Origin of the sequence: Mesorhizobium sp. M0601, from assembly GCF_040320845.1 — a bacterium.
Taxonomy (GTDB): domain Bacteria; phylum Pseudomonadota; class Alphaproteobacteria; order Rhizobiales; family Rhizobiaceae; genus Mesorhizobium.
The window spans coordinates 98,563-110,939 of the sequence record NZ_JAMYQK010000018.1; the positions used below are offsets into that span (position 1 = coordinate 98,563).

The window sequence follows — 12,377 nt, forward strand, 5'->3', positions numbered from 1 at the left end:
CGAGATGATCCGTAACGCGGAGCCCAAAGGCCGCGCAGAGGTACAGGCGCTCCTCAATGCACTCAAAACCACCGCTTCAGGTCGGCGTCAGGTCGAGAAAGAGAGTCGCTTCAGCCCGGCAGGCCGCGTTCGGACCGTAGCCGCATCGTATTGGCGTTATCACGATTTCCCTCACCACTGGCCGGGAGCTGACCACCGCAACGACGGTGCGGTGGCCAAGGCACCGACCTTCGAGTCGGGACGGTCGGGCTCTTGCCGGCGTCGGCGCGAACGATGGCATGAATCGCCTTGTCATCTCTGGGATGGTAGCCCGGGTTAGTGGCGGACAGCCGCCTCTCCAGCGTTTCCCCTGGTCCGGCCCAACCTGCGTGGCGACCGAGCGGTCTTTGGGTTTGCAATTCCGCCAACGCTCACGTCGCACCGCGAGGTCCCGTTGCACCTGAGCACCGGGAACACAGAAGATAAACACAAAGCAGGGATCCCGCAGAGTTCACCGGCCGGCACTCATCCTGGCCTCTTCGCCATGATCATCATCGTCGTTCTGAGGAGCGGTATTGGCGAGCTACAGCTGGACCGGCTTCGGTCGTGAAGAACTCCCATGACGCCAGCCCAGGAATTCAATCGCAAGGCGGGCGAGGGGGCACAGGCTGCGCTCGGATGGAGCGGCCCCTTACAATCGCAAATGGCGAGATCGCTACCGCCTCCGGACCGGAACGGCAAGACGCTCAAGCCGGTGGCGTGAAGCGGACGATGATGACGAGCCTCACGATAGCCAACGCAGTCATGATGGCCATCGGCCTCGTCCCTCGGCCCGAATGCATATTGAGTCGTCCGGGCCACGCTTTTCTGCGGACGCGAAGCGGGTGATGCTTGTCGAAAACCTGACAGCGGCAGAAAACATGTCGGCTTCAATACAACCGGCCATCATGGCATTTGAAGGTTTTTCTAGCGATTGATGCGCTTACTGCCCGCTGAGCGCGCTGGCACGGCCTTTGCGGATTGTGATGCGGCAACACTGCGTGAAAGCTGACTGCACACAGACGCGCGAGACGAGCGATGCTCTCCTTTTCCTGCCCGTGTGCCCCTCTCTAAAGAGGGAAACAAGCTTGCGCGTAAAGTCGCGCAACCTGTGGCAACAGCTTTGGATAGCAGCATGGTATTGCAGATGAAGTCACCGGCTCCTTCGATCAAAGTTGACACCTGGCTGCGTGGCGAGCCCCTGACGAATTTCGAACCCGGCAAAGTGTATATCGTCGAATTTTGGGCAACTTGGTGCGAACTATGTGTGGCGGAGATGCTCCAGCTGATGCGGCTCCAGGAAAAATACAGGGACAGCGGACTTGAGGTCGTCGGAGTCGCGGCTAATGAAGACGCTCCAACGGCCGTTGAGGCTCGCACCAAGTTGGACGCGTGGTTGACCGAAAAGTGCTCGCATCTGAGCTATCGGATCGCGTTCGACCACACAGGTGAAATGAACAAGCTTTGGATGAAACCCAGCTTTTCCGCCGGGATTCCGACTTCGTACGTGGTCGACCGAGACGGCCATATCGCCTTTATCGGTCATCCCAGCCAACTCGATGAGGTTTTGCCGGAAGTGCTCAACGGCAGCTGGCGCATCAGCGATAAAGCTAAAGCCGCCGATACGGAGCGGATCGCCGCAAGCGAACCCATGGCGCGCCAACAAGCGTTGAAGAAGCCGATCGATGACAGATTCTGGGCGGCGGTGAAGTTAGAAGATTGGAAGACGGCGCTCTGGGCGATCGAAGAAGGCATCGCCTTGATGCCGGACGACATCAATTTCCGTCTGGCTCATGCGCATCTGTTGCTTCACAAAATTCAAGACATGTGGACCGGCTTGCCCGTGATGAGCCAATTGGTTCGCGACGCGATCGACAAAAACTCTGAGGACTGGATGGTTTCGGCGCTAGACCAACTTTTCCATCCGGCGAATGACCATTCGCGCCTTCCCCCTGCTGAGCGCTTCGCGATGGGCAAGGAGCTGTCCGAACACATCCTGGCGCTGAATCCCCCGCAAGGCGACAGCCCTAAGTTCCGGTCCTATCCCGCGGTCGCCCGGTACTATCACGAGAACGGCAACAATGATCGCGCGATCGAGTTGGTCGAACTGGCACTGACGTCGCTGGACGGTCCGGAGCCTATCCCGGCCGAATTGAAAGAGCAGCATCTGCCGGATTTGCTGCAGGCCCTCGCCAAGTACAGGGGTGGGAAGGTTTGTTGCGGCGCAGTCTGTGCGGCTCCGCAAAACCATTTCCCGAAGGTGCCAAAGCGCGGTCAGCCGAGGAGGAAAGATAAAAAAGGGTAATTGGTCGAAATGGCTTACTTGGCAATTCGTCCATTTCCCTGGCGTGGCCGCAGCAAGGAGGGTCCATGCAGCACTTGGTCGATTGTTTGCAGCGGGATCGAGGCTCGAATCTTCATGACCTGTGGCCGCATTGCGGCGGAAGTAATGTTCGACGCGAGTTCGCGTGGAAGATCTCGCAGTCGAGGAGGTGTTCAAGGTCGGCCACGAGGACATCAATTGCGTGGAATGGGCCGCCCCGAGCCGGGCGTCGGCTGCGCAAGGGTGCCCGAAGTAGGCGTCCCAGAAAACAGACATCGTCCTTCGAGGAAGAGGACTGAAATAAGGAGAATATGAAATGCCTGAAGCCGCGGTCAGCCCTGCTGTCAACGGGGACGAGGGGCCATTGCCATGCCTTTTGTCAGATGCCTCGTGCGTCTGATCCGTGCTCAGGCTGCCTCCGCGTCACGGGAAGGCAAATCGGACGCCGAACTGCTGGGCGACCTTAGCATCACCAGAAAACAGCGCCGTGCGATCCCATTATCGGCGATCCCGATCCGGACGTGCTGTGGAGGGTCGATATATTCTACACGGCCGTCGGGCTTAAGGATCGAGGAGCGCTCCGGCCTGATGACATCGCCAACGATGGAGATGAGACCCATGGGGCTTCGGACGATTGCTCTTCACTGGCGGGCGGTTGGTCGCTCTGTCGAGACATCCCACGGTTCGGCTTCGAGACGTTCAGGAAGCTCGCGGAGGCCGGTACGAACTGGTCGACGATGCGACTGCAGCCATCGAAGCCTATCCCGACGTGGCGCCGGCCTGATGAGACCGATTTTGAGGAAGGATTTATGTCAAACCTAGATGAGATAGGGAAGAAAGTCCGAAAGCTTCAGCTGCGCGCGGCAGTTGCCAAGATGAAATTGCGCGACCTTGCAGAGAATCTCCCGGGAAAATGGAGGGAGATAGAGGAAGTTGCCGAGGAAACGTCCGCCGTTTTTGCCGAGTTGGATGGTGCCAAGAGAGAGCTCGCTGCAATGAAGAAGTTACGATGACGAGCACATTCACCACCCGCGACGGCTCCGGATGGGTGCCGCAATATCTCACCGCTATAGACGGCACGACCTGCATCGGCTGCGGCCGCTGTTTCAAAGTCTGCTCTCGCGAGGTCATGCATCTTTACGGCGTCGATGACGTGGGTGAAATCCTCGGCGCCTGCGACGGCGAAGACGACGATTTCGATGGCGAGCTCAATCGCATGATCATGGTCGTCGACCATCCCGGCCGCTGCATTGGCTGCGGAGCCTGCGCCCGCGTCTGCCCGAAGAACTGCCAGACCCATGTTGCGGACGACAATGTCGCTGCATGATCTGGTGGACAATCCAGGAGAACGGCATTGCCCTTCAGAATCTTCTGTCGCGTCCTGGCAATGGTGCTTTGCAGCACCGCTCTGACCGTCTACTTCGCTTCTCATTCCATCAGCACAGTAGTCGTCACGACGCTGGCTTGTTCGCTGCTCCTTCAGCTGGCGTATTTCGCAAGCGTGCTCTTTCTGATCTGGCGGTCTGGCCGCGTTAGCCGAGCTGGCCAAAGGGCTGAGCATCTCGACAGTTGCAAGGAAGTCGGGTCCGAGCCGCCAGACCTTGATGAGGTGACGAATGAATCTGCAAATTTGCTCCAGCGCGATCAAATGCTGGCCATATCGCTGCTGCTGCCTTGAGGCGCCATGACAAGGTCAGTGCTCAAGCTGACAAACTTTGGACCAACACAAACATTGAGCAGATATAGAATGAATACTGTGCTTGAGTTGGTGACCGCAATCCGCTCATTCTACTTAATCCAGGAGATGCAGTTCTTGAATCCCATACGCATTTGTTCTCTCGCAGGCCGGCGTGCGGTTGCTACTCTCAATGACGAATGAGGCGCTGGAATCGTGATGGGACTCTTCTGGCGCCGGAAAATGCAGATGACGTCAAATCAAAGACGCCCCTAGATGAATCGTGAATGGATCATTCATCTCCATCGCGTGTTGCCGGAGAGAAAATGCTGGAAAAGTTCGAACGCTATCCGCTCACATTTGGACCCACGCCCATCGAGAAGCTCGACCGCCTTTCCAAGCATCTGGGGGGCAAGGTGGAAATCTACGCCAAACGCGAGGACTGCAACTCCGGTCTCGCGTTCGGCGGCAACAAGCTCCGCAAGCTCGAATACATCATCCCCGACGCGATCGCGTCAAATGCCGATACGCTTGTCTCCATCGGCGGCGTGCAGTCCAACCATACGCGCATGGTCGCCGCGGTCGCCGCCAAGATCGGCATGAAATGTCTCTTGGTTCAGGAGAGCTGGGTACCCCATGAGGATGCCGTCTACGACCGGGTCGGCAACATTCTCTTGAGCCGGATCATGGGAGCAGAAGTACGCCTCGTCGACAAGGGCTTCGATATCGGCGGCATCCGCCGCAGTTGGGAACAGGCGCTCGATAAAGTCAAATCAAGGGGCGGCAGGCCCTACCCGATACCGGCCGGGGCCTCAGTTCACAAATGTGGGGGGCTTGGGTACGTTGGGTTCGCGGAGGAGGTGCGCGCCCAGGAGAAACAGCTTGGGTTTGGCTTTGACTACATCGTCGTTTGCACGGTCACGGGCTCGACGCATGCCGGCATGCTCGTTGGCTTCGCCAAGGACGGTCGACAGCGCAACGTGCTCGGCATCGATGCCTCCGCCACCCCCGCCCAAACCAAGGCGCAGGTGCTAAGTATTGCCCGGGATACTGCGAAGCTCGTCAAGCTTGGCATGGAAATCGTGGACGATGACGTGGTGCTGATCGAGGGGTACGCGTCTCCCGGTTATGGCCTTCCGTCCGAGGCAACGAAGCAGGCCATCCGCCTGTGTGCGCGGCTCGAGGGTGTAATCACCGATCCCGTCTACGAGGGCAAATCCATGCAAGCGATGATCGACCTCGTCCAGAAAGGCTTCTTTCCGGAGGGATCGAGGGTGCTCTACGCGCATCTCGGCGGCGGGCCGGCCATCAACGGGTACAGCTACACCTTCCGCAACGGCTGACGCTGGACAGATTGCGATCTCGCCGTCCTGTCGTGCCGGCGAAGCGCCCAAACTAGGTGCGAGGGCCGCCCAGCAAACCGATGGAGCCGGGGGTTGATTGCCGCCCAACGCGAAGCTGACGGAGTTTATTTGGAAAGTTTGACCGATGGATATTCCGCGGAAACCGAAAATCGCTCAGACTATTATCATCGAATATTAGGGGCGTGGTTGATATGTCTGCCACGATGAGAGAAATAACCAAATATACCCTAGGATGCGACAATTTCCGTCTGAACCAAAGAAGTAAATTGTTATTTGAACATGAAGGATTCGCCAAGAGTGCCAAAAAAGTGGAGGCATATCCGATGATCTTACAGGAACTGGGCTCTGCCATCCCTGGCGGCAGCATTTTGGAAATAACGACGACCACCGGCTGCATCGTCGGATGTTCTTATTGTCCGCAGGACAAGTTCGCCCGTCGGCAAAGAGCGGTCTCCCATGTGAAGCATCTTCATATTGAAGATTTCAAGCGATGTCTGGCGCGCGTTCCAACTTCCGTCGACATTAGTTTCGCCGGGTACTCCGAGCCTTGGCTCAATCCGGATTGCACCCAAATGGTCGAGCACGCTTACGCCCCAGGCCATGGCATCCGGATTTTCACGACGCTTGTAGGAATGAAGGGGCGGGATTTACACCGCTTGCAAGCGCTGCGCTCAAGGGTATTCGTGGTCCATGTTCTCGATGATGGCGCATACATGAATAGCCGTCTTGTCGGAGACAAGTATCTCGCTTTGATTCGTCAAGTGGTCAATACAGACATCGCCTCAATTTGGTTTATAGTCCTTGGCGAGGTTCATCCGGATATCGCCGGCATAATCCCCGCCGAAGCGCTAGTTCGCGCGCGGCCTCTGAGCAGCAGGGGTGGAAGCGTTGATCCGAAGGTCGTCGAACCACGGCAGCCAGTCGTCGGCGCGCTGACATGCGTTGACGGACGGCAGTATCGGAATGTTCTTCTCCCAAACGGTGACGTTACGCTCTGCTGCATGGATTTTGAACGGCGCCACGTATTGGGCAATCTTCTGCGCGACGAATACGCAGATCTTTTTGAAGGGCCAGTTTTTAGCCAAATCGTAGACCGCATGAATGGGACGGATGGCTTTCTGCTTTGCAGAATGTGCGAATATGCCCATCCAAGGGCGTCCGCATCCTGACTGGAGGTCGGCAAACCGCCTTAAAGCGCGAGCGAATGTCGATCCTCTTGAGACTGCATAAGGCGGGCTCGTGTGGGCCCGGTCGACGAGTCTAGTCGCCTATGTCTTACGCGGCTCCGACCGACCTGTGGTCGCATCTCCCAGCACAAGGTTGTCTGGTAAACTTTGTTGGCCTAAAAGGGGGCAGAACCGGCTTAGTCTGGTCCCACATATAGACCGCAATATCCTCCGCCGTCGGCTTTTCGGGACCCTGATCCTTATTCAGAGACAATTGGTCGAGACGCTTCAGAAGCGGTCCGAAAGCGGCCCCGACATCGAAGAACGCCGATCCTCGCCGCTACGCCGCTCGCTTGCTACAGCGCTGTTGAGGGCGCGCTCGCGAGCGGCTTCGCTACCGCCGAGCTACACCACAAGCCAGGGGCACGATGGTTCGTGTTGCTGCCGGAGCGCCTGCAACACTTTAGCATGCTGCTGCATGGCAGAAGCGCCTGTCACCCATGAGCCGGTGCTAGCGCTGAGCTTGATATGATTGGTAGGGCGTTTCGCCGAGTACACGTGCGTCAACTACCAAATACCGTAGTATCGACGCCTCCCCGAAAACTCTAGGACTGAGTTCGTTCCAACGCATAGACGAGAGATATCGCCATGCAGAGCAACGTGACTACGGTGGAGGTTCCGAAGTGCGTCAGTGCAGCAGTTGAGCTGCCGCGCCAGTGCGGTCTCCCTTTTGGCGCGGACCTTTTTGAGGAGCGTGTCGGCATTACGAACACATTCTTGGGAGGTCACGACCGTCCAAAGTTCCGCCTGGGCCGTTCCGACCTTGAAGTGAAGCTGAAAACAACCGCAACAAACCAAACACATTTTTATCACTTGCTCGTTGAACGCGACACGCAGAGGGACCCTGAAATGAACACTGAAATTTTTACGGCTCATGAGTCCAACGTTCGTCGCTACGGGCGGTCGTTTCCTACAGTCTTTACGAAGGCCCTTGGGGCGACAATCTGGGACGAGGCCGGTAACCCTTATATCGATTTCCTTGTAGGGTCCGGCGCACTCAACTACGGACACAACCATCCAGATATTATTGCGCCAGCAATCGAATATATGGTTGGCGAGAACATTCTCCTATCCCTAGACATGTATACAGCGGCAAAGCGTGACTTCATTGAAGCGTTCGTGGATTCGATCCTGAAGCCCAGGGGGCTTTCCTACAAGATACAATTTCCTGGGCCGACCGGCACAAACGCAAACGAGGCGGCGCTGGCCCTGGCGCGAAAATATACCGGCCGCTCAAGCGTCATGGCCTTCACGAATGCGTTCCATGGTATGTCGCTCGGCTCTCTGGCGGTCTCGGGTTCGGCGTCGACCAGGGAACTAGGCGGCGTTGCTCGCCACGATGTGATCCGTGTCCCTTATGACGGATACCCGAACCAAGATTTCGATTCCGCGAGTTACGTAGACTCCTCATTGGGCGACCCGGGAAGCGGCATTGAAAAGCCCGCCGCAATCATTCTGGAGACCATTCAGGCAGAAGGCGGCATGAACGCCGCATCAGCAGCTTGGCTAACGGAAATCCAGCGCATTTGCCGCAAGCACGGTGTTGTTATGATCGTCGACGACATCCAGGCGGGTGCGGGACGAACGGGCGAGTTCTTCTCATTCGAGTTCGCGGGTATTGATCCCGACATCATATGCCTTTCAAAATCCCTAAGCGGATCAGGTAGTCCGTTCTCCATCGTTCTGATTCGCCCCGACTTGGACATTTGGAATCCCGGCGAACATAGCGGGACCTTCAGAGGCAACAATTTCGCCTTCGTGACTGCGGGAGCGATGTGCAAACTGTGGTCCGACACGCAGTTCACTGCAGGCGTTGAGCGGACAGCCGCGAGACTGCAAAGACACCTGGACAGGCTCGTTGCGAAATTTCCCAACTGCATCGAACAAAAGCGCGGCCGCGGTCTGATGGCCGGCCTCAAGTGCGGTTCGCAGGCCGTTGTCGGCCGTGTGCACGATGTCGCATTCGAAAATGGCCTGCTGATCGAATCCTCAGGACCAAATCGCGACGTCATCAAACTCCTCCCACCGATAACCATCACCGATGACGAACTCGATCATGGCATCGCCATCCTTGATCACGCACTAAAGGAGCAAGCCAATGGAGACTAATCAAGTATCCCAAGCCCCAGCCACCTCGCCTGTTGCGATCAGAGAACGAACCGGCTCGATCAGCACTGCGGACATCATCTCAGTCCTGAAAGGTGAGATCACCGCTCTGCACGTCAAGCAAGCTTTCAGTTCTGAAATAGCCGAAGAAATCACTGCGAACTTTGTTGACAGCACCGGTCTCAGGGAGCGTAAAGATGGCGTTCCCGGACAATATGTCGGCGCATCCCACTACAGGAAGGATGCAGCAACGTATTTCGCAGAGTCAGAAACTGCGCGACCCTACGTCGACGCCCTTTTCGGCAATTTGGTTGATCCCGTCCGAGCACTGTTTGACGCGTTGAAGCGCGAGCTTCACAGCCAGGGCATTGAATTGCGGCTGGCCCGTTCGGAGCACGGTCAGGCTAATGTTTGTCGCGCTCTCAGTTGGTCTGGCAGCGGCACGTTCTCCTTGGACCCCCACGACGACGTCGCTCAAGTATTATGTGCTGGAAACGATTACGAGCTTTCTGCGGTGGCGCACAACACCGTCGCAGCACTCAACTTCTATCCCAGCATGCCCGAGGAAGGTGGCAATCTGCGGCTCTGGAGCCACAAGCCGACAGTCAACGACCGAAAGTCTCAAGGTGTGGAGACTACGGGCTATCCCTATTCGGCAGCCTATCTCGAGGGCGTTCCTTGTCGCGACTTCCAGCTCAGGGCGGGGGATATCGGCCTAATCGATGGCGGTTTCGTTCACGGGGTCACCGGTCAATCAGGCAACGGAAAGCGTCGCCTGGTGCTGAACAGCTTTTTCGGGTTTGCTCGCCCGGATCTTGTTCTCTGGTGGACCTGAAGTTGGATGTGGCAGCCACTAACCGGCTTCGGCCGTGAGAGAACGCAAACGGCGAGCTCCCTCTGGTCACAGGGCTGGGCTGATCCAAAGACCTATATCAAAATGAAGCCCTTGGTTCTTTAAACGCTGCGGTCTCCGACATGATGGCGATTTTCTGCCCGCGTGAATGCCTATTGCGCAGGTAACATAAGCCTCTTTTCTCCCTGCTTGATCACATAAATATAGGGACCCGGCAAGATCAGCCACAGACTCTTTGTTTTCGGGCCCTTCCTCAGCGTAAGTCTAACAGCTCCCAGCGTTCGATTGTTCCCGGTGCGGAGGCAAACACGAACGGAAGATGATTTGAGCAAAAGCAATGTGAGACATATCACAATATCGAGTAAAATATACTTCGTCTCTGGTGGACATGGATCAATGTGCAGTGCACTGCTTCACCTTCTTGCAGCTCAATGCAAATTGATGCACCCGCAGCAGAAGCACGCAGTTTCAAGAAACTGTCTGCTGCAAGTGTAGCTTGATACGCCGATGTGAAGTCGCTAGGTTGAGACTGAATGTCGGTCTGAAAACGCCGATTTAATCCTGACATGAAAGCCGGCGAAAGATCATAACCTGGAATAATTCTTTTTTTGCGCTCCCGTTACAGTAGTGAAACAGAAATTCAAATTTAAAATAACTCCGCCAGTCGCAATGAGATGCTAGAGCTCTGACGATGTTGGCCTGCCCGAGGACGGCGCGCGGCTCTGTGGCCGCACAGCCGGAAGATGGTGCGGCGGGGACAACATCCATCGCAAATGGCTACGGAGCAGAGACTATGGAACGTCCACGGATAACTGCTGCCTCTCAACTTCGAGGGCTCCCAACCAGAGTGTCCGACCAGTTTTTTTCGGTCCCGGCGATGCATTTCCCTGGGGCTGCCAGGCAGGCATTTGCGCTCGAGTTTGGCCGATTTCTCGACCAAACCGATCGTGTTGCAAAATCCGAGCATTTGTTCGACCTGTTATCTGATTTTGCCCTGAATTTTGATTGTCCGTGGATCGCGTATGGCTCTCTTGCACCAGACCAAAAAGGCTTAAAGCCCGTCCGAGGCGATCCGGCGGTCATGCTGAATTATCCTCATGAATGGCAGGAGCGCTATTTCGAAATGGGTTATGACAGGATAGACCCCACCATCAAGAGGAGTCGGAGGCGAGCAGAAGCCTTTCGGTGGAGCGACGTGTACAACGACAAAAGCACGACCGAAGACGAACGGCGCGTTTTCGACGAGGCGGCGGCGTTCGGCTTAAGATCGGGCATTAGCGTTCCATTGCACGGCCCCGACGGCCGCTTTGCAATCATGAACTTTGCTCAAGCGCGGGACGGTGAATTCCAAAATAGAGCAATCACATACTTGCAGCTTGCTGCGTTACATTTCCATCTGAGAGTCGGTAAGTTCGCTAATTCGAGTGACTTCGAGGAGATGCCTAATCTTTCTCCTAGAGAAAAAGAGTGCATCCTATGGACGGCGAAAGGGAAATCGTCGTGGGAAATAGGTAAGATTTTAGGAATATCAGTAGATACTGTTAACTTCCACATAAAAAACGTAATGCGAAAAATGGATGCGGCCAGCAGAACAACAGCGGCTATAAAAGCGCTAAAATTCAGAATTATTGAATTGTAAAACCCTCCAAAAAGTCGCGAAACGTTGATCTGTTATAACAAAGAACGGCATTATTACAATGCGGCTGTCTGATGTCGCGGAGGCAGTGCCCGAATAGGTCGACTTGCCGTCGGTTCTACTCACGGGTGTTCGGGATCGCGTCCTTCTGCCCTGCCACAAATTTCGGTCACCGGCGTACCGTCTTTGCCCGGCGTGATCACGAAAGCCTTCTGCGCGTCCGAAAACTGCGATTGCCTTCCGTTCTCCCCTCTCTCAGCCAGGAAATGACGCACTCCAACCACACGGTCCCGTTTGTAAGGTTCAGATTGCGCGGTCGGCGCGAAGATCGAACGAGTTCCGGGCGGTTTCCGGCGTACCGTCTACAGGCTTTCGTCGAGCATCATCAGGTATGTTTCGATGATGGTCATCTGGACTTGACGACAGGCGGGGCATTGCCTGAGGGTATGCCCGGTGAGGTGCTCGTAGCGGTCGCTCCAGGTACAATCGTCGGAACAGGCGTGAGAGCACCCGGCCCGGCAGAAAGAAGGCCGGCTTTCAGCGATCCGTCGATGGCCGCCGGCAGAAGGCGGCCGCCTCGGGCGACGCAATGTAGTTGCGGATGGTGGAGCAGGTCTGGCCCAGGTGTGTGAATCGGCGTGCAAAATTGACCCCATAAGCCGGGGAATCGGCGTCCAATTTTGACCCCCCTGATGCTTTGATTTGCGACCATCAGCTCGTCGTAGCGAGCGGATGGTGTGGGGATGAAGTCGGTGGATACGATTGCCCGGGTTCGGCGCGCCTTCCATGTGCAGGGATGGTCGCTCAAGCGGATTTGCCGCGAACTGCATGTGTCGCGGAACACCGTCCGCAAGATTCTCAGATCCGATGAGACATCGTTCTCCTACGAACGCGAGCGGCAGCCCAAGCCGAAGATCGGTCCGTGGCAGGATCAGCTTGACGGGTTTTTGAATGGCAACCGTGGCAAGGTGGCGCGCGAGCAACTGACACTGATCCGGATTTACGAAGAGCTTTGCAGCCTCGGCTACGAGGGAGGCTATGACGCCGTCCGCCGATACGCGAAGAGCTGGGCGAAGGCGCAGGGGTCGGCGACGGCGGACGCCTATGTGCCGCTATTCTTCGCGCCGGGCGAGGCCTACCAGTTCGACTGGAGCCACGAGATCGTCCTGATCAACG

10 protein-coding genes and 3 pseudogenes are annotated in these 12,377 nt (G+C 56.5%); 11 read left to right on the plus strand and 2 right to left on the minus strand.

Going from position 1 to position 12,377, the window contains the following annotated elements; genetic code table 11:
* Nucleotides 1-1,153: 1,153 nt before the first annotated feature.
* The 7 genes and pseudogenes from NKI41_RS18065 (at nucleotide 1,154) to NKI41_RS18095 (ending at nucleotide 6,549) form a co-directional block, all read left to right on the plus strand.
* Nucleotides 1,154-2,323: a TlpA disulfide reductase family protein gene (locus NKI41_RS18065; protein ID WP_352684327.1), complete on the plus strand. Its 1,170-nt coding sequence runs from the start codon at nucleotides 1,154-1,156 to the stop codon at nucleotides 2,321-2,323.
* Between the two features lie 334 nt (nucleotides 2,324-2,657).
* Nucleotides 2,658-3,125, plus strand: a pseudogene (locus tag NKI41_RS18070) (NifX-associated nitrogen fixation protein).
* Between the two features lie 25 nt (nucleotides 3,126-3,150).
* Nucleotides 3,151-3,354, plus strand: a complete 204-nt coding sequence (locus tag NKI41_RS18075) for a CCE_0567 family metalloprotein (RefSeq protein WP_352542107.1) — start codon at nucleotides 3,151-3,153, stop codon at nucleotides 3,352-3,354.
* Nucleotides 3,351-3,668, plus strand: a complete 318-nt coding sequence (fdxB, locus tag NKI41_RS18080; RefSeq protein ID WP_352684330.1) for a ferredoxin III, nif-specific — start codon at nucleotides 3,351-3,353, stop codon at nucleotides 3,666-3,668. Before NKI41_RS18075 ends, fdxB begins: the two co-directional genes overlap by 4 nt.
* 27 nt (nucleotides 3,669-3,695) lie before the next feature.
* Nucleotides 3,696-4,019: an exopolysaccharide production repressor protein gene (locus NKI41_RS18085; RefSeq protein WP_352684332.1), complete on the plus strand. Its 324-nt coding sequence runs from the start codon at nucleotides 3,696-3,698 to the stop codon at nucleotides 4,017-4,019.
* Nucleotides 4,020-4,342: 323 nt separating this feature from the next.
* Nucleotides 4,343-5,359, plus strand: coding sequence for a 1-aminocyclopropane-1-carboxylate deaminase (locus NKI41_RS18090; RefSeq protein ID WP_352684334.1), 1,017 nt, complete (start codon nucleotides 4,343-4,345; stop codon nucleotides 5,357-5,359).
* Nucleotides 5,360-5,571: 212 nt separating this feature from the next.
* A complete protein-coding gene (locus tag NKI41_RS18095; protein ID WP_352684336.1) occupies nucleotides 5,572-6,549 on the plus strand; it encodes a radical SAM/SPASM domain-containing protein in 978 nt (325 codons plus the stop codon).
* 106 nt (nucleotides 6,550-6,655) lie between these two features.
* Here the strand turns inward: NKI41_RS18095 and NKI41_RS18100 are convergent.
* Nucleotides 6,656-6,853, minus strand: a pseudogene (locus tag NKI41_RS18100) (hypothetical protein); the annotation flags it as partial.
* Between the two features lie 602 nt (nucleotides 6,854-7,455).
* Between NKI41_RS18100 and ectB the strand changes: the two are divergent.
* The 3 genes from ectB to NKI41_RS18115 all read left to right on the plus strand — a co-directional run bounded on the left by ectB (nucleotide 7,456) and on the right by NKI41_RS18115 (nucleotide 11,204).
* Nucleotides 7,456-8,715, plus strand: coding sequence for a diaminobutyrate--2-oxoglutarate transaminase (ectB, locus tag NKI41_RS18105; protein WP_352684359.1), 1,260 nt, complete (start codon nucleotides 7,456-7,458; stop codon nucleotides 8,713-8,715).
* The gene (locus NKI41_RS18110) at nucleotides 8,705-9,547 is read left to right on the plus strand and encodes a 2OG-Fe(II)-dependent halogenase WelO5 family protein (protein ID WP_352684338.1); all 843 of its coding nucleotides are present in this window, start codon (nucleotides 8,705-8,707) and stop codon (nucleotides 9,545-9,547) included. The genes ectB and NKI41_RS18110 overlap by 11 nt, the downstream gene beginning before the upstream one ends.
* Before the next feature lie 865 nt (nucleotides 9,548-10,412).
* The gene (locus NKI41_RS18115; protein ID WP_352684340.1) at nucleotides 10,413-11,204 is read left to right on the plus strand and encodes a helix-turn-helix transcriptional regulator; all 792 of its coding nucleotides are present in this window, start codon (nucleotides 10,413-10,415) and stop codon (nucleotides 11,202-11,204) included.
* A gap of 471 nt (nucleotides 11,205-11,675) precedes the next feature.
* Here the strand turns inward: NKI41_RS18115 and NKI41_RS33295 are convergent.
* A pseudogene (locus tag NKI41_RS33295) lies at nucleotides 11,676-11,847 on the minus strand (transposase); the annotation flags it as partial.
* A gap of 97 nt (nucleotides 11,848-11,944) precedes the next feature.
* Between NKI41_RS33295 and NKI41_RS18120 the strand changes: the two are divergent.
* Nucleotides 11,945-12,377: helix-turn-helix domain-containing protein (locus tag NKI41_RS18120; RefSeq protein WP_352684342.1), on the plus strand; the 433-nt coding region annotated here is incomplete at its 3' end.

Excerpts from the sequence above, each read along its gene's own strand:
- NKI41_RS18065 (WP_352684327.1), top strand. The coding sequence starts at position 1,154 with ATGGTATTGCAGATGAAGTCACCGGCTCCTTCGATCAAAGTTGACACC.
- NKI41_RS18075 (WP_352542107.1), top strand. The coding sequence starts at position 3,151 with ATGTCAAACCTAGATGAGATAGGGAAGAAAGTCCGAAAGCTTCAGCTG.
- fdxB (WP_352684330.1), top strand. The coding sequence starts at position 3,351 with ATGACGAGCACATTCACCACCCGCGACGGCTCCGGATGGGTGCCGCAA.
- NKI41_RS18090 (WP_352684334.1), top strand. The coding sequence starts at position 4,343 with ATGCTGGAAAAGTTCGAACGCTATCCGCTCACATTTGGACCCACGCCC.
- NKI41_RS18095 (WP_352684336.1), top strand. The coding sequence starts at position 5,572 with ATGTCTGCCACGATGAGAGAAATAACCAAATATACCCTAGGATGCGAC.
- ectB (WP_352684359.1), top strand. The coding sequence starts at position 7,456 with ATGAACACTGAAATTTTTACGGCTCATGAGTCCAACGTTCGTCGCTAC.
- NKI41_RS18110 (WP_352684338.1), top strand. The coding sequence starts at position 8,705 with ATGGAGACTAATCAAGTATCCCAAGCCCCAGCCACCTCGCCTGTTGCG.